The 16,409-nt window shown below is 43.3% G+C and carries 16 protein-coding genes and 1 pseudogene; all 17 read right to left on the bottom strand.

Annotated features, from left to right (window positions below; translation table 11 throughout):
- Positions 1–44: 44 nt before the first annotated feature.
- Complete coding sequence (gene pap / locus ACZ5C4_RS08445; RefSeq protein ID WP_464520620.1) at positions 45–1,592, bottom strand: polyphosphate:AMP phosphotransferase; 1,548 nt, start codon at positions 1,590–1,592, stop codon at positions 45–47.
- Positions 1,593–1,800: 208 nt separating this feature from the next.
- Positions 1,801–2,979, bottom strand: a complete 1,179-nt coding sequence (locus tag ACZ5C4_RS08440) for a thiolase family protein (RefSeq protein ID WP_464520619.1) — start codon at positions 2,977–2,979, stop codon at positions 1,801–1,803.
- A 39-nt stretch (positions 2,980–3,018) separates the two neighbouring features.
- On the bottom strand, positions 3,019–3,897 hold the full coding sequence (locus tag ACZ5C4_RS08435; protein ID WP_464520618.1) for a 3-hydroxyacyl-CoA dehydrogenase family protein: 879 nt from the start codon (positions 3,895–3,897) through the stop codon (positions 3,019–3,021).
- Positions 3,898–3,911: 14 nt separating this feature from the next.
- A complete protein-coding gene (locus ACZ5C4_RS08430; RefSeq protein ID WP_464520617.1) occupies positions 3,912–5,495 on the bottom strand; it encodes an acyl CoA:acetate/3-ketoacid CoA transferase in 1,584 nt (527 codons plus the stop codon).
- Positions 5,489–5,806, bottom strand: a complete 318-nt coding sequence (locus ACZ5C4_RS08425) for an AMP-binding enzyme (protein ID WP_464522322.1) — start codon at positions 5,804–5,806, stop codon at positions 5,489–5,491. The genes ACZ5C4_RS08430 and ACZ5C4_RS08425 overlap by 7 nt, the downstream gene beginning before the upstream one ends.
- A gap of 117 nt (positions 5,807–5,923) precedes the next feature.
- Positions 5,924–6,859 (bottom strand): annotated as a pseudogene (locus ACZ5C4_RS08420) (class I adenylate-forming enzyme family protein); the annotation flags it as partial.
- Positions 6,860–6,874: 15 nt separating this feature from the next.
- A complete protein-coding gene (locus ACZ5C4_RS08415; protein WP_464520616.1) occupies positions 6,875–7,099 on the bottom strand; it encodes a hypothetical protein in 225 nt (74 codons plus the stop codon).
- A 12-nt stretch (positions 7,100–7,111) separates the two neighbouring features.
- On the bottom strand, positions 7,112–7,747 hold the full coding sequence (locus tag ACZ5C4_RS08410; protein WP_464520615.1) for a nuclease-related domain-containing protein: 636 nt from the start codon (positions 7,745–7,747) through the stop codon (positions 7,112–7,114).
- Between the two features lie 21 nt (positions 7,748–7,768).
- The gene (locus ACZ5C4_RS08405; protein WP_464520614.1) at positions 7,769–8,653 is read right to left on the bottom strand and encodes a class II fructose-bisphosphate aldolase; all 885 of its coding nucleotides are present in this window, start codon (positions 8,651–8,653) and stop codon (positions 7,769–7,771) included.
- Positions 8,654–8,906: 253 nt separating this feature from the next.
- Complete coding sequence (fabG, locus tag ACZ5C4_RS08400; RefSeq protein ID WP_464520613.1) at positions 8,907–9,650, bottom strand: 3-oxoacyl-ACP reductase FabG; 744 nt, start codon at positions 9,648–9,650, stop codon at positions 8,907–8,909.
- Between the two features lie 12 nt (positions 9,651–9,662).
- Positions 9,663–10,427 carry an enoyl-CoA hydratase/isomerase family protein gene (locus ACZ5C4_RS08395; protein ID WP_464520612.1) on the bottom strand — a complete coding sequence of 255 codons (765 nt, stop codon included), beginning with the start codon at positions 10,425–10,427 and terminating at the stop codon, positions 9,663–9,665.
- Between the two features lie 5 nt (positions 10,428–10,432).
- A complete protein-coding gene (locus tag ACZ5C4_RS08390; RefSeq protein ID WP_464520611.1) occupies positions 10,433–10,843 on the bottom strand; it encodes a MaoC family dehydratase in 411 nt (136 codons plus the stop codon).
- A gap of 32 nt (positions 10,844–10,875) precedes the next feature.
- The gene (locus ACZ5C4_RS08385) at positions 10,876–12,066 is read right to left on the bottom strand and encodes a CaiB/BaiF CoA transferase family protein (RefSeq protein ID WP_464520610.1); all 1,191 of its coding nucleotides are present in this window, start codon (positions 12,064–12,066) and stop codon (positions 10,876–10,878) included.
- 414 nt (positions 12,067–12,480) lie between these two features.
- Complete coding sequence (locus ACZ5C4_RS08380; RefSeq protein ID WP_464520609.1) at positions 12,481–13,566, bottom strand: PTS fructose transporter subunit IIC; 1,086 nt, start codon at positions 13,564–13,566, stop codon at positions 12,481–12,483.
- Positions 13,566–13,874, bottom strand: coding sequence for a PTS fructose transporter subunit IIB (locus tag ACZ5C4_RS08375; RefSeq protein ID WP_464520608.1), 309 nt, complete (start codon positions 13,872–13,874; stop codon positions 13,566–13,568). Before ACZ5C4_RS08375 ends, ACZ5C4_RS08380 begins: the two co-directional genes overlap by 1 nt.
- 36 nt (positions 13,875–13,910) lie before the next feature.
- The gene (locus ACZ5C4_RS08370; RefSeq protein ID WP_464520607.1) at positions 13,911–14,369 is read right to left on the bottom strand and encodes a PTS sugar transporter subunit IIA; all 459 of its coding nucleotides are present in this window, start codon (positions 14,367–14,369) and stop codon (positions 13,911–13,913) included.
- A 41-nt stretch (positions 14,370–14,410) separates the two neighbouring features.
- Positions 14,411–16,342 (bottom strand): BglG family transcription antiterminator, encoded by a 1,932-nt coding sequence (locus ACZ5C4_RS08365; protein WP_464520606.1) that lies wholly within the window; start codon positions 16,340–16,342, stop codon positions 14,411–14,413.
- Positions 16,343–16,409 lie beyond the last annotated feature (67 nt).

Below are 16,409 nucleotides of genomic sequence, written 5' to 3'. Positions count from 1 at the left end.
ATTGTTCTATATTAATTATATTCTGTATCTTCCGTATATTTCCTCTATTTTCTCTCTTCTTTTATACGCTTTTCAATCGCTTCTGCCACAGTCTGGAGTACCTTGATTCTCGCATAATATTTATTGTTTCCTTCTACAACGACCCACGGAGCATACTCCGTAGAAGTCCGAAGCAGCATTTCATTAACTGCTTCCTCATACTGATCCCACTTTTTTCTGTTTCTCCAGTCCTCCTCTGTTATTTTCCATTGCTTTTGGGGCGTTTCCTGCCGTGCTGTAAAACGTTTCTTCTGCTCTTCTTTGTCAATATGCATCCAGAATTTCAGCACGATCGCTCCTGCATCTGCCAAATCTTTTTCCATATCGTTGATTTCTTTATATGCTCTCTGCCATTCTTCCTTTGTGCAAAATCCTTCTATCCTCTCTACCATCACACGTCCATACCATGTCCGGTCGAAGATCGCAATGTGGCCGTCTTTGGGCATAGCTTTCCAAAACCGCCAAAGATAATGATGCGCTTTTTCAATGTCATTTGGGGATGCGATTGGTGTCACTACATATCCGCGGGCATCCAATTTTTCTGTCAGACGCTTGATTGCTCCGCCTTTTCCCGCGGCATCCCATCCCTCAAATCCAAGTACGACCGGAATCCTTCTGCGATATAATTCTCCATGCAGTATTTCGAGCTTTTTCTGTAGCTTCTTCAGTTTCTTTTTGTATTCTTCCTTCGTCAGAGACAATGTCAAGTCTGCTTTTGCCAGAATGGATTCCTGAAGCTCACGAATCTGCTGCTTTTCCTTCTGATGCATATCTGTTTCCTTTTTCTGTTCCTCTATCTCATCCAATACTTCCGTAGCACGCAGCTTCGCCTTTTCCTTCTTCACTTTCTCAATCTGTTCTGTGAGAATACGAATTACAGTCGTATAGATCTTCACTGTGGCAAATCTTTTATCTGTCGCTTCAATGATCGTCCAGGGAGCATAATCTGTATCCGTTTTCTGTAACATTTCTTCCATCATCATTTGATACTCTCTATACCGCGCATTGCGTTCCAAATCGCCCTGGCTCACCCGCCACGCCGTCTCTTTATTTCCCTTCAATTTTTCAAGCCGTCTCTTTTGTTCTTTTTTGTCAATATCAAGCAGGAATTTGATAACTACATTTCCATCATCTGTCAGTTGTTTTTCAAAAGAACAGATCGAATAATACGCCTCTGGAAGCTCACGCTCTTTTGTCCGTTTTTCAAAACGATCTATCAATACCTTTCGATACCAGCTTCCATCGAAAATTGCAATTCTTCCCTTTGCAGGCATTTTTGTCCAAAATCTCCAGAAAAACGGATGCATCGCCTCTTCCTCTGTCTCTTTCTTTACTGTATATACTTCAAATCCACGCGGATCCATGCCATGTATCAGCTTTCCTATCTGCAGCCCTTTTCCGGCTGCTCCGTAGCCTTCAAACACAATGATAACCGGAATCTTCATCTCCCTGCACTGCCTTTGCAGACAGGAAAGCTTGGTTTCTAGCATTGGCATTTTTGCTTTATATTCTTCTTTTGACAATTTTTTTGTTAAATCTACTTTCTCTAACATGATTTTCCTCCGGTTCACAATTCTTCTATATTAGTATTGACCAGTTTATGTTTATTATATCTCTTTTTCTTATAATTGTATCAAGTAGCTGATGCATTGGCTAGTCCGCAGTTGTGATATAAAATAAGATGGCCGCAAACCTGCATAAATACTAGATTGCGACCATTTTTTCTTATTTTCCTAAAATATACTATTTAAGAATAAGGATTTAACATTTTGTAAAATACATGGAAATTCCCTGACCACCGCCAATACACATGCTTATCATGGCGTCTTTTTTGTCAGTACGCATCAACTCGTACATTACTTTGACAGTGAGGATTGTTCCTGTTGCGCCGATCGGATGTCCAATAGAGATTCCGCCGCCGTAGATGTTGACCTTCTCTGGATCCAGTCCGAGATCGCGGCTTACAGCGTAAGCCTGGCTTGCAAATGCCTCGTTAATCTCAAACATATCGATCGATTTCAGATCCAGTCCCAGCTTGGCCGCCAGCTTCTCACTTGACAGCTTCGGTGCATATCCCATCAGTTCTGCATCAAATCCTGCTACAGCATAGCCCTCGATCTTCATTTTCGGCGCAATGCCAAGCTCTTCGGCTTTTTCTCTGGACATGAGCACTACTGCCGCCGCGCCGTCATTCAGGCTGGAGGAGTTCGCAGCCGTGACCGTTCCATCTTTCACGAAACACGGACGGAGTTTTGCAAGTTTCTCTATACTCTGCCCCTCTCTCGGTCCTTCATCTGTATCAAATATTGTAACATTGCCTTTGCGGTCTTTTAGTTCAACCGGAAAGATCTCATCTTTGAATTTTCCTTCTTTGATCGCTGCGCATGCTCTCTGGTGACTCCGCACAGCAAATGCATCCTGCTCTTCTCTCGTAACATGATATTTTTCAGCTACATTTTCCGCTGTCACACCGTTATGGTTACCGTCAAGCGGCCATGTAAGGATATCAATGACACCATCCTCGAATACTTTATGCCCCATTCTCGCTCCCCAGCGCGCGTCATTTACATAATACGGAAGTCTTGAAATATTCTCTGTTCCTCCGGCAACTACCACATCTGCCTGTCCGGTCTTAATCTCCATCACCGCCTCAACGATCGACTGTAATCCGGATCCGCACTGACGGTTAACAGAGTATGCCGTTGTCTCTTTCGGCATGCCTGCTTTCAGGCTGACAGCTCTTGCAATAAATCCGTTCTCAGCGACTTCTCCCACCTGACCGATGATCACTTCATCCACGACAGCAGGATCGATTCCGGCACGGTTGACAGCTTCTTTTACCACCATCGCTCCCATATCGATCGCGGAAATATCTTTCAGGCTGCCGCCATAGCTTCCTACCGGAAGCCTTACGCCACTTACTATAACTACATCTTTCATTTTCGTTTCCTCCTATTTTAGTTGTAAATTGACTGAAAATCAGAAATTTGATCCGATCTTGTTGCCTTTTTTATCGTACTTGTAAAAACCCTGTCCAGACTTCTTTCCAAGCATTCCTGATTTCACCATTGTCTCGAGCAACGGACACGGGCGGTATTTGCTGTCATGGAATCCATTGTAAAGTCCTGTCATCGTTGCAAGCATCGTATCGATGCCGACAAAGTCCGTCAGTTCGATCGGCCCCATCGGATGGTTACAGCCAAGTTTCATTGCATTGTCCACATCCTCGGGCTTGCTTCCCTCCATTACCATGAAGGCTGCCTCATTCTGCATCGGTACAAGGATCCTGTTGACCATGAAGCCAGGAAATTCCGGAGCGTCCACCGTTGTTTTTCCGATTTTTCCCGCAAATTCTTTCACTGTATCATATGTCTCGTCTGATGTGACAAGACCGCGTACCAGTTCGAGTAATTTCATCACCGGAGCCGGATAGAAGAAGTGGGCTCCCATCACTTTATCCGGTCTGTTTGTGACAGATGCGATCTCCGAGATGCTCAGCCCTGAAGTATTGGACACAATCACTGCCTCCGGATCCGCGAGTTCATCCACCTTTTTAAATGTTTCTTTCTTAATTTCGATCTTTTCTGGCACAGCCTCTATTATAAGAAACGCGCCTTTTACATCCGCCAGATCACCGCTGTATGTAAGGTGCCCCAGTATCTCGGCTTTCTTCTCCTCTGTCATAGAACCTTTCGCCACTTTTCTATTGAACAGTTTTTCAACCGTTTCTTGCGCCTTCTCAATAGCCGCCTCAAAAGTATCTATATTTACAACTTCATATCCAGCCGTCGCACATGCCTGTGCGATACCATTTCCCATCAGACCGGCTCCAACGACTGCCACTTTGTTCTTTTCCATTTTCCTTACCTCTCTTATTTATTTTTTTCTTTTAACCGGAGACCGAACGGGCCATCTTGGATAAACAACGCTTCATCCATTCGTTTCAGGTCATCACTGATGTTCGGTGTAAATTCCATTCTGTCGAGCACTTGTGTCTGTAGATCGATCCCCGGGGCAATCTCTACGAGCATAACACCTTCCTTACAGAGTTTAAACACGGCCCGTTCCGTAACGATCATGACTTCCTGCCCTTTCTTTCTCGCCAGCGGGCCGTTGAAGGAGAGCTGTGCAACTTTTTCGACCATCTTGCAAACCTCTCCTTCTCTGAGGATCTTAAGCTTTCCGTCACTGAATTCATACTTTGCACCTCGGGCCGTAAATGTTCCGAGAAATATAACCTTCTTCGCATTCTGCGTAATATCTATAAACCCTCCGGCTCCGGTGCACCTTGTGCCCATCTTCGTAGAGTTCACATTCCCTTCTCCGTCGAGTTCCCCAAGTCCCATATAAGTGATATCAACACCGGCTCCGTTATAATAATCCATTTGCTCATGGTGCCCGATCATCGCAGTCAGGTTCTGTCCGATCCCAAAGTCGATCCCACCTGCCTGTACTCCTCCATAGATTCCGGACTCAACCGTGATCATAATGTCATCAGAAACACCTTCCTCATTGCACACCTTACCGACCATATCGTTAGGAATACCCGTCCCCAGATTGACTACAGCCCCTTTGTACAGTTCCTGCGTTCCTCTTCTTGCGATGAACTTTCTCTCGTTAAACGGTGCAGGCTCAATGTTCGCTGCCGGAACTCTCGCCTGTCCGCTGTAAGACGGGTCAAAATACCATGAAGACGTCTGTCTGTGGTCTTCAAACGGATTCTCACACACAACAATATCGTCGATAAACACTCCTGGTACAGTCACGTCTTTCGGATTGAGCGTCCCAGACTGCACTACCTGCTTCACCTGCGCAATGACTCTTCCTCCGTATCTTTTTGCCGCCATAACAGCAGGAAGAACCTCCAGTTTCATAGCCTCCTCCGTTGTCGTCAGATTGCCGGCCTCATCACATACTGTTCCACGGATCAGTACAGCATCCAGTGGTATCTCTTTATAAAACATATACTCTTCGCCACCATATTCGATAATGTCCACAATATCCGGCATCGGCTTCGTCCTCTCATTCATTTTTCCGCCCTCGATACGGGGATCGATAAATGTTCCCAGCCCCACCTTCGACATTTTCCCCGGAAGTCCGCATGCCATACTCCTGTAAAGCTGTGCAATCTGTCCTTGCGGCAGGCAATACGCCTCGACCTTGCTCTCTGCGATCATCTCCATCCACTTCGGCTGCAGTCCCCAATGCGAACCGATAATTCGCTTCACGAGCCCTTCATGTGCGAAATGCTGTATTCCGTCTTTTCTGTCACTTTGTCCGCAAGAATGAACAAGGGTAATGTCCTTGGGATGTCCGGTAGTCTCAAAGCGTTTTTCTATTGCTTTTAATACCGCTTCACTGGCGCTGACCATCGTCATGCCAATCGTACACACTGTAGAATTGTCCGCAATTTTCTCCGCTGCCTCGCCGGCTGTTATAAAGTTTGCCTTTAACATATTTCTTTCTCCTGTTCAAAAAGTGATCGGATGTATTTTTTATCTGTCTTTAACCCTTGTGTCCTTGGAATTTCCTTTAGGAACAATATCCTCTCCGGCACTTTAAACCTTGCCATCTTTTCGAGAAGTCTACTGCGGATCTCCCCCTCCGTGACCGTACATCCTTTTCTTAGCACGACGGCCGCCGCCGCGACTTCTCCATACTTCAGGTCAGGAATCCCGACTACCGCGGCGTCTTTGATCTCCTTTAGGCTGACAAGCTCTTCCTCTACATCTGTACACCATATTTTTTCCCCTCCTCTGTTGATCATGTCTTTCCTGCGGTCAACAAAGAACACATACGCATCGTCATTGACATATCCCATATCGCCGGTATTGAGCCAGCCGTCCTCGGTGTAAAGAGGAGAGTCTGTTTTATAATAATATTCAGCCACGTTGGTGCCTTTGATATAGACCATTCCGACGGTTCCGTTCTCAACTTCCCTGCCGTCATCATCAAGAATTTTTAATTCCAGGCCCGGAATGGGGATACCTGCGGATGACGGATATCTTCCGGTCGGCGTATCCGATGGAAACAGAGTTCCTGGACTGGCGGTTTCTGTCATCCCGAACACAGTCCGAATCTCTGCATCCGGCATCCATCCATGCAGTTCATTTAATTTCTCGACCGGCATATAACTGCTGCCACACAGTATCATCCTCACAGACGGAAGCTCTGGATATTTTTCCTTCAGATCCATCATCATTCCAAATACAGTGGGTGAGCCATGCATAAACGTGATCTTATCTTCCATGACACAGTTTAGGATCCTTTCTGCGTTATATTTCTTCTGTAAATAGACCGTACCACCTGATAATACAAATACGCCGAGCAGAGCAATCAGACCTGTGACATGATAGATCGGAACTGGTATTACAGTGCGGTCATCACAGGTGACATTGCACAACCTCTGGTAAATCATCGCCGCGTGCAGAATATTATAGTTTTTCATCACAACTCCCTTACTCGCCGATGTTGTCCCCGATGTGAACATCAGGATCGCTTCGTCTTCAAGGCTTCCCTTTGAACCGCCTCTTTTACCGACTGGTATGTCGATATGACGGAACCCGTAACCGTGTTCTTCATCCACAGAATAGATACACTGCATAGCTTCTTCGTACGGTTCTGTCCACTCGCGGAATTTGTCTGCCGCGATCAGATACTGAAGATCCGCTTTCTCTATTAAAGCCTGAAGCTCATGCTTTCTGTATTTGCTCGGGAAAGGAACTGTCACCGCCCCGATCTTGCACGCCGCGTAAAATGCTGTGCAAAACTCGATTCCATTATACAGGAGCAATCCGATATGATCCCCGTGTTTTGCTCCCCGCCTGTATAGAAGCTATGCAAAATCATCTACCATCCGGACGAACGTCTGATATGAATATGTGCGTCCCCAGTTATCTATAAAAGCAGTTCTGTCCGGATATTTCACCATACTGTCCTCAAGCACCTCGTAATAGTTGTTTCTCATGTGCACGAAAGTAAATATTTCCTGTCCTGAAATTTTCCGAATGTCCATGCCTTCCGTCATACAGTCAGGCCAGACTTTCTTTCCCGCTATCATCTCCGTCTCCTTTCACCCTCTGCTTCTTTCCAGCACTATGGTCTCATCAGCAAGCTGATGATAAAACGCATCGATCTGCTGATCTGTAAGCACTGCTTCCGCGCTTCCAGATAATTCTTTGACCGTTCCGATCAGTTCTTTTCTCCTGATAACCGGAATCTCCGGATCGCTGCTGCCATTCCACGACAGACTGGTCTTCTGTGGAAATACCACGACAGATTTCATCGGTATATCCACATTTCCAAGCCTCTGCCGGAGTCTCTTCTCAAAAAACCTGCACTCCTCCACAGGGCTTTTCCCGTTTTTGCCACCATGTCTCTTCAGAATGACTTCCCCACTCTGATTTTTGATATTTAATATATAAATTCCTGTATTTAGAAGCAGAAGGATGTATGCCTGAGGCGTATCCTCTCCCTTCACCTGTGCGAGCTGATAAAAGATCCTGTGCTTTCCGAGTTCATTTTTCAGGTAAAAGCTCTCTGATAATCTTCGAATATTTTTTCTGCGAAATGCATATTCAACATAGCTTGAATAAATTTCAATATATACACTTCTGCGGAATATTCTCCACTGCCAGATCGTCCTGATGACCCAGTAGCCGCCCGCCACAAGTACGAGTCCTATCAGTACTTCATTCCAAACTCCCATCCTCTGCCTCCTGTATTGTTATTAATCCAATTCCGGCCCACTGCCTTGCTCAAATGAATATCTTCCGCTAGAACCAATTACACGCATATAAGATTTGATAAAATCCTTCATTGCATTCTGTGCCGCGATACAAAGATCCATATAGTCGATAGATGGATTTTCTTTCAGCGTACTCATTGTCACGTTGACCACATGTCTGAAAAGATCTGTGCACACATTGATCTTGTTGATACCGTACGCTACAGCCTTTTTAATATTCTCCTCGCCTGCACCGCTTCCGCCGTGGAGGACAAGCGGCATATTGAGTTCCTCTTTCAGCTCCTTTAACCGGTCAAAGTCCAATCTTGGAACCATTCCCTTTGGATATGCGCCATGCGCCGTCCCGATCGCCACCGCCAGGCAGTCACAATCTGTCTTCTCCACAAATTCCTTCGCCTGCGCCACATTTGTGTACAAATCTGCGTTGCTGTTGTCATCCTGAGAAGCCTGTCCTACATGTCCAAGCTCCGCCTCACAGGAAAGCCCCATACTGTGTGCAAGGGACGCGATCTGCTGTGTCCTCCTTACATTCTCTTCGAACGGAAAACTGGACGAATCGATCATTACACTAGAAAATCCGTATTTCATGGCATTCACAATATCCTCAAACGCTGCGCCGTGATCGAGATTAAAAGCGACGGGAACAGAAACTCTCTCCGCCATCCCTCGTATCATCGGAGCCATGATCTCACCGTGTCCGTGCGCTTTCATCTGCCTTGGGGAAATGTTGATGATCACAGCCGACTTTTCCTCTTCCGCCGATTCGATGATCGCTTTCGCCTGCTCCATATTCACACAGTTTATCGCCATCACCGCATAATTGTTTTTATGTGCGTGAAGCAGCATTTCTTTCATTGATACGTACATAATTCTTCCTCCTGTTATTTTTAATAACTTCTTGAAATCTTCAGTCCCGATTTTATAAGACCTTCAGACTCTATCCCCAAAAATCACCCACTTTTTTAACACTTGACAAATCGCATAAAATTTGCGGCGAATCCAATTATTTATATTTTATTTCACTCTACTGGAGACGCTTTCTTTGTTACCCACTCATTCCATATATTTTCCCTTTCTATCATGATATCCCTCTTCAAATATCTCGTATGCATAGTAATCTCTACACAATCATGCCGCCGCCCACATTGATGACTTCCGAAGTAATATATGATGCCTCTTCAGACGCAAGGAACGCCACCATATTTCCTACATCTTCCGGTTTTCCTGCATAACCCGCCGGGATTCTCTGCATCATACTCTCCCACGCAGCCCCGTCATTAATTTCTTTTAATTTCAGTGTCATATCCGTCTCAATAAAGCCCGGACAGATAACATTGCATGTAATCCCTTTTCGCGCATTTTCCCTTGCAGCCGTCTTTGTCAAACCTACAACCCCTGCCTTTGATGCCGCATAATTAGCCTGTCCGATATTACCAAGCCAACTTCCAGAAGAGATATTAATGATGCGTCCACTCCCATTTTCTCTCATATATTTCACAGCTTCTTGTGTCCCATAAAAAGTTCCTGTCAGATTCACATCAATAACAATATTCCAATTCTCCACCGGCATTTTATGCAGCATACCGTCACGATTGATCCCCGCATTATTGACCATAATATCCAGAGTGCCATAAGTCTCCACAGCATACTTTACTAAATCCTGTACTTCTTCTTGTTTCGACATGTTTACAGTGAATGCACTCGCCGTGCCCCCTGCTTCTTTGATAAGGGCTACTGTTTCCTCTGACGGTGTCATATCTGCCACAACAACTTTTGCTCCTTCTCTTGCCAGTTTCAATGCAATCCCTCTGCCAAGTCCTCTACCGGCTCCCGTCACAATTGCTACTTTGTCTTCTAATCTCATAGCCTTCTCCTCCTAAAATCCAAAATTTGGTTTTCTCTTTTCAAAAAACGCATTGGTACACTCTGCTTTTTCCGGAGAACCAAGCAGTCTGTCCGTATATAGCGTTTCTGTCAAAAACTTTTTCTCAATCTGTGCATTCCGGTTAATGTTCATCGCCTCTTTGGAAAACTGCATGGCAGTGGGAGAATTCCTCACCATTTCTTTTGCGAGCATAAGCGCTTCATCAAATAAATCTTCTTCCCGAGTCACTTTGTTGATCCCTCCCAGACGGAACAGTTCTTCGGCAGTCAAAGGCTTCCCGCTTAGCGCCATATATCGCACAATTTTGTCTGGAACCATCAGACTTAAAAAACTAGAACCAGATACAATGCTTAATGTCACCTCAGGAAGCCCAAATTTAGTACCTTCGGATGCAATAACAATGTCGCAGGCTGCTGCAAAAACCAGACCTGCTCCCAGAGCAAATTTGTGGATCGCTCCGATCACAGGATATTTACATTTCATAATACTAATGGCGCATCCGCACAATACATCCTGATATGCATGGTGATTTTCCTTTGTCATCAACTTAATATCATTAATATCGTTTCCTGCAATAAATCCCCTGCCTGCTCCTTTAAAAACCACCACACTAATGTCATCCCGAAAATTAATGGCTGTAAATGCATCGGTCAACTCTTGATATGTTTTTCCATTAATTGCGTTGACAGGTGGGCGATTTACTGTGATGCTACAGATCCTGTCCTGCACCTCTAACGTAATATTCTGATAGTCCATTCCAGCTATTCCTCCCTTGCTAACCTGGTAATTGCCTCCCCCTCCAGAACCAATTCACCTCTCTGATTGTAGCAGTTTGTCTCCATTTTCACTCTCCCTTTTCCAAGCTTCTCCTTACAGGTTACAACTGCTTTTATCGTATCGCCCAAGTACACCGGACCCTTAAACTCCGAATGTTGGGATATATAGATCGATGTAGGAAACGCATTTGTCAACGCAGTAGAAATCAAGCTTGACGTCAAGGCACCGTGGGCAATTCTCCTTTTAAATTTTGATTTTCCTGCAAATTCATCATTAATATGCATAGGATTACAGTCTCCCGAGACCGCTGAAAACAATAGGACATCTGCCGCTGTAATCGTTTTTTCAAATTCATTACTGTCGCCAACCTGAAGCCGGCTGTATGTATATACCATATTCTTTCTCCTCTTCCACTACTATCATAAATTTAAATGACTCCTTTTCTTCTTAATTCAGCCAGACGCTTATCAGTGAAGCCTATAAGATTTCTTAAAATATCATTTGTGTCTTCCCCTATGAGTGGAGCTCGCCGCCTGTTTTTGATCGGTCTTGTCTTTAACTTGATGGGGCTGCCCACAAAAGGCACCTGCCCCAACCCTGGTACTTCTGTATAAACCACCATTTCCTGCTCTTTTGAATTCGGATCTTCCAGAATCTTCTTAAGATTACATACGATTCCGCAAGGAACTCCTGCATCTGTTAGCAGTACATCTGCTCTCTCCACCGTTTGCCCTGCAAACCATTCTGCCGTCAGCGCATCCACTGTAAAATAATCTGCCATACGCCCTTCTATCTTCGTATATTTTTCCTGCATAAGCCGTGAATCCTGCGTTACCTCTGCAAAACGCTTATAATTAGGATCTGTGCCCGCATGAAGACATATATAACCATCTTTACAGCGATACACATTGGAAGGGCATGCCAAAGGGTCACCAGTTCCATACTTTGGCATCACACCGATATCTTCTCCGTTGAGAGCATATCCTGGCAGACGGGTTTCAAATACAGAAAACAGGCAGTTTAGCATTGCCGTATCTATGTATTGTCCCTGCCCGGTACGTTCCCTATCATACAGTGCCATCATTATCGCCAGCGCGTTATAAATGCCAGAGATATGATCCCCCATTGGGATACCCGTGGGCCTTGGTCCTGACTCTGTAAAATTAATGGCATACATACCACTCATCGCCGCAGCGATTCCGTCAAATGCGGCCTTATGACTATACCTTCCCTTCTGCCCGAAACCAGAAATAGATGACATAATTATGCGGGGATTAATAGTCCTGCATGTCTCATAATCAAATCCCATCTTTTCCATTGTTCCCGGTCTGAAATTTTCAATGATAACATCTGATTTAGCAACTAGTTTACGAAAAATTTCTTTTCCTTCCTCACTTCTGAAATTCAGTGTCATCCCCTTTTTATTGCGGTTAAATGCGGTGACATACACACTGATTCCATTTTTATACGGACCGAGGCGTCGTCCGTCCTCTCCGGTTTCCACTTTTTCTATCTTTAGTACTTCCGCACCCATGTCTGCCAGTAACATCCCACAGAAAGGGGCAGAAATGAACCGTCCCAAATCTAATATCCGAATTCCTTTTAATAGTCCTTCCATAAAACCTCCCATGCGCTTTGCAATAACCCATTCACACTCCCAGCAACAGCGGCAATTCCGAGCAAAACATCGCTCCAAATAGACATTCGGAGTTCTTCTTTCTAATTCAATTCAGGATTTTCCGCCACATTCTTAGCTGTTATTTCTGCAGCATATCAGAAAATGTCTATACATACATTGATTTTATTGATACCACCTAAGTTTTCTAATATATAACAACAAGGCAGCAGAGCAATATCTTTATCTATTCGGGCAAGGAGTTAAGCATAGCTGCAAAGTGTTTTTCTTCAGCGGATTCAATAATCACTTCGCTAGTATTGATACATGCATATTTTTCTCTTTCATTAAAACTGTATCTCTTAAAAGAGTGAGGTGTCAGGCAGCTACCTCAACACCTCTTCTTTATATTTCAATCTAACCAATCATCGGATTGTCCATCTCTTCGTCAACATAGTCTTCTGGGAGAGGTCTTCGTAGGAATACGCCATAGAGGACACCTGAAATAACGCCACCCAATAACCATAACCCAATATACAGTAACGGATTCGAAGTCATGGCAATAACAAACGCACCTCCGTGTACAGCCGGAGACTCCAAGCCAAATGCCATACAAAGGCCTCCTGTAATTGCGCCACCAATCATGATACTTGTCGTTAGTCTGATTGGATCTTTTAACTGAAACGGGATTACACATTCCTGAATATAGCAGCATGATAAAAGTAAACATGTAATCGCCTGCTTCCTCTCGCTCTCAGAGAATTTCTTTTTCCCTCCAAGGAAGATTGCAATTGCCATTCCCAACGGCGCAGTCATCCCAGAACACATTTTCGCAGATGTGGGAATAAAAAATCCATCCGCATTCAGACCGTTCGTAAATAACGCTGCTGTCTTTCCTACCGGACCTCCGTTGTCAAAGCACATCATGGCACCAATCACAGCGCCCAGACCAAATTTAGAAACCGTACTCAGGGATGTCAGAAGTCCTGTCAGCCATGTCATAAACCAACTGATCGGGACTCCGATGACATACCACATCAGAATCCCACAGACCAGTGTTGAAATAACCGGAATAAACATGATCGGCATGACGCCTTGAAGTGCTTTTGGAACCTTAAGCTTCTTCATCTGCAGTACAAACCAGCCTGCTAATAAAGCACCGATCAGACCGCCGACAAAGCCCGTATTCATAGTTCCTGCAAGAACCCCCATCGCATACCCCGGCGCAATTCCCGGCTTGTCCGCTATCGCATAAGCGATAAAAGCAGAAAGGCACGGTACTGCAAATGTAAACAGATTATTTCCAATTGTATAGATTACTTTTGCCAGCGTATCCATAGCCGCTGCATCTGCACCGATATTGTATCCACCAAGCATTTTGGCGATAGCTGTAATTACACCTCCGCCCACGATAACCGGAATCATATAAGAAATACCAGTCATAATAGCATCTTTGATAATACTTCCTAAACTTCGTTTTTTCTTCCTCTGTATTTCTGCCATTATTCTAACGCCTCCATTAATTCTTCAATTACACTCTTTGCATCTTTTACAGCTTCACTGACGCTTACACTCAATGTAGGTATAGCATCTAAGCGTCCTGGATTTTTTATTTTTACATCACTTGCAATGATCGCACCGTCTGCCCTTGCAATGTCCTCTGCTGTAATCTCATTTTCAATTCCCGAAGCACCTTGAGTCTCTACTTTAATCTCAATTCCTTTTTTCTCTGCATACTTTTTTAGATTTGCCGCTGCCATATATGTATGTGCAATTCCTACCGGACAACTGGCTACTGCTACGATAAACATACTATCCCTCCTTTCTTTTTAGATTAATGCGTCTTCTCACATCGATACCTGTTTTTTAAACAACTGTTTAATTTCTTCAATGTTTTCCGCGTCTTTCAGCGCATTTCGAAAGTCATCATCCATAAGATTTTCTGCAAGCCCGGAAAGCATTTTTAAATGTACATTTTCCGATGTGTTTGGCGCTGCAAGCATTATCACATAGTCAACCGGTCTCCCGTCCAATGAGCCCCACTCCACTGAAGCCTTCAATTTGACTAATGTAAATGCTGCTTCTCTGACACAGTTCAATTTGCAATGAGGAATAGCAATGCCATTCCCTATTCCCGTCGAGAATTCTGCTTCTCTTTCGTAAATTCCATCTAAATATGCATTCAGGTCATTTACTTTTCCTGCATCATACATCATTTTGCTGACGCCTTTTATGACATCATCCTTTGTCTTAGCGTCAAAATCAAATCTTATCAGCTTCTCATCAATCATTTCTGCGATATTCATAAAATTTTCCTTTCCTTATTTCTGCTTTTTACAACTTAATTTTACTTTCTCAAAATGTCTATTTCGTTATATTTTCTTGCCCTTAAAATATTTTCTATATTTTTAAAATTCTTTGTCAAATCCAGAAGTTCTTCAAAAATATCCTGCACACTAATTTCTCCATTAGGATTGAGGGCCAACATGAAGATCAGCTGCACTTTTTCCATTCCCCATATAATAGGTTTTTGCAATGTCAAAAGACCAATTCCTTGCTTCAGGATATGTCCTCCAAAAGCATGTGGTATTGCTACAAGGCTGCCCACTGATGTATCAGAGACTTGCTCTCTATTAAATACTGATTTTACATATCCTTCATCCACATAGTTCTCCCGAAACATCCGCTTTCCAAGCAGTTCAATAGCTTCTTCTTTCGATTTCAGATCGCAGTTTAAAACAGTGAGCTCCTCGTAGATAAGGTTCTTCAAACATCCATAGTGACTGTCACTTTGTAAAATCTGATTTTCTTTGGCCAAAAGGTACTTTTCGATTTTCGCTATATCTTCTTCGTTTAAAACCGGAGAAACTTGTATCACATCACTCCCTTTCAAATCTAAAGGAACGGTGGAAATGACAATCTCTTCCTCACACTCCACCATATTTCCTACCATATTTCCCGGAATAATCCTGTGTATTTTCAAATTAGGAAACACCCTTTGTAGCTTTGCTGAAAGAAACTGAGATGTACCAATCCCTGTTATACAGACCAGGGATGCCAGAACCACCTTTTTATATTTCCTTGCCTTACGTTCTATGGCTGCACCAATGTGAAAAGCTATATATCCTATTTCGCTCTCTGTAGCTTTAATCTTGTATTTTTCTTCAAATTTTGCAATGAAATATGTCGCAATCCCATATTCATAGAACATTTCTTTTTTAATAGATACCAGAATTGGATTCATAACAAAAAGTTTATTCTGAATCCGGTAGAGCATAGTCTCAAGGTGTTTGAGCAACACACTTGTAAGTTCTGTATCATCTGCAATATCCAAATGGTACTTTTCATCAATTTCCCTTAGGATTTCTATCATATAATCAAATATATCTGGTTCTCCCTTCTGTTCCCTTTCTACGTCCTCTTCCATGGAAACCTGGAAACGTAAACTTTTTAGACACATTACCAGATATAAATTCTCTGCATTTGATATATCTATTCGCATTACTTTTTCCATCTGCTCACGCAAAAAACTACTGATGTGCCAAACTTTTCCACTCGACTGATTATCTCCTGTCTCTCCTTCCATTACGAATCCCTTTTCCAACCGTTCTGCCATTACTATCATTTGTATAAGAAGTTCTTGGAAATATGTATCTGTAAGAACAAAACAGAATTTCTTTTCGGCATCCTTTATTATGGACTTTAACTGTTCAGGCATTACGCTTGAGAACAAAAGCTCCTCTTTCATTCTTTCCAATTTTTCCATTGTTTCCGCAATTTTCTTCAGCGCCTCAATAAAAGCCAACCTGATCTGCTTTTCTGTACCCAAAATGCGAATTCCATATTTCACTTTCTTTACTATAGTAATCTCAAACTTATTCCAAAATAAATCTAGAGCGCCAATATCGTTTACAACACTCCCTTTACTCACATAGAGCCTGTTTGCTATTGTTTCCATAGAAATAAATCCGTCACAGCTCAGAAGAAGTACAGCTATATAATATTTCCTGACTTTTGCAGAAATATAAAAATCTTGTTCTGCATAAACAGCCATTTTCAGATGTTTTTTTCCTTCTTCATCACAGACAAGCCATGCTCCAACCCCACGCTTTGTATGAATACAGCAGGAAGTTTGTCTTAGCTCTTCGTTAATTTTTTTAATGTCCGCTTTGATAGTACGTTGGCTGACATTTAATTCAGCGGCAATCTGGGATATTGTAAACTTTTTTTCATTTTTTAAAAGTAAATTTAGTATCCTTTTTTCTCTTGATAAGAACATTTAACCACCTTTCCTTGCTGTTTGAGTGTATTATAGCTAACCATATTTGCGTTTACAATTCATATAA

The organism is Mediterraneibacter flintii (assembly GCF_055387595.1).
Note: the sequence above shows the minus strand (reverse complement) of the source record. Positions and strands in the feature narration are given on the sequence as shown.

Coding starts and splice junctions, on each gene's coding strand:
- pap (WP_464520620.1), bottom strand. CDS start 1,592: ATGTTAGAGAAAGTAGATTTAACAAAAAAATTGTCAAAAGAAGAATAT.
- ACZ5C4_RS08440 (WP_464520619.1), bottom strand. CDS start 2,979: ATGAAAGATGTAGTTATAGTAAGTGGCGTAAGGCTTCCGGTAGGAAGC.
- ACZ5C4_RS08435 (WP_464520618.1), bottom strand. CDS start 3,897: ATGGAAAAGAACAAAGTGGCAGTCGTTGGAGCCGGTCTGATGGGAAAT.
- ACZ5C4_RS08430 (WP_464520617.1), bottom strand. CDS start 5,495: ATGTTAAAGGCAAACTTTATAACAGCCGGCGAGGCAGCGGAGAAAATT.
- ACZ5C4_RS08425 (WP_464522322.1), bottom strand. CDS start 5,806: ATGATCAACAGAGGAGGGGAAAAAATATGGTGTACAGATGTAGAGGAA.
- ACZ5C4_RS08415 (WP_464520616.1), bottom strand. CDS start 7,099: ATGATAGCGGGAAAGAAAGTCTGGCCTGACTGTATGACGGAAGGCATG.
- ACZ5C4_RS08410 (WP_464520615.1), bottom strand. CDS start 7,747: ATGGGAGTTTGGAATGAAGTACTGATAGGACTCGTACTTGTGGCGGGC.
- ACZ5C4_RS08405 (WP_464520614.1), bottom strand. CDS start 8,653: ATGTACGTATCAATGAAAGAAATGCTGCTTCACGCACATAAAAACAAT.
- fabG (WP_464520613.1), bottom strand. CDS start 9,650: ATGAGATTAGAAGACAAAGTAGCAATTGTGACGGGAGCCGGTAGAGGA.
- ACZ5C4_RS08395 (WP_464520612.1), bottom strand. CDS start 10,427: ATGGACTATCAGAATATTACGTTAGAGGTGCAGGACAGGATCTGTAGC.
- ACZ5C4_RS08390 (WP_464520611.1), bottom strand. CDS start 10,843: ATGGTATATACATACAGCCGGCTTCAGGTTGGCGACAGTAATGAATTT.
- ACZ5C4_RS08385 (WP_464520610.1), bottom strand. CDS start 12,066: ATGGAAGGACTATTAAAAGGAATTCGGATATTAGATTTGGGACGGTTC.
- ACZ5C4_RS08380 (WP_464520609.1), bottom strand. CDS start 13,566: ATGGCAGAAATACAGAGGAAGAAAAAACGAAGTTTAGGAAGTATTATC.
- ACZ5C4_RS08375 (WP_464520608.1), bottom strand. CDS start 13,874: ATGTTTATCGTAGCAGTAGCCAGTTGTCCGGTAGGAATTGCACATACA.
- ACZ5C4_RS08370 (WP_464520607.1), bottom strand. CDS start 14,369: ATGAATATCGCAGAAATGATTGATGAGAAGCTGATAAGATTTGATTTT.
- ACZ5C4_RS08365 (WP_464520606.1), bottom strand. CDS start 16,342: ATGTTCTTATCAAGAGAAAAAAGGATACTAAATTTACTTTTAAAAAAT.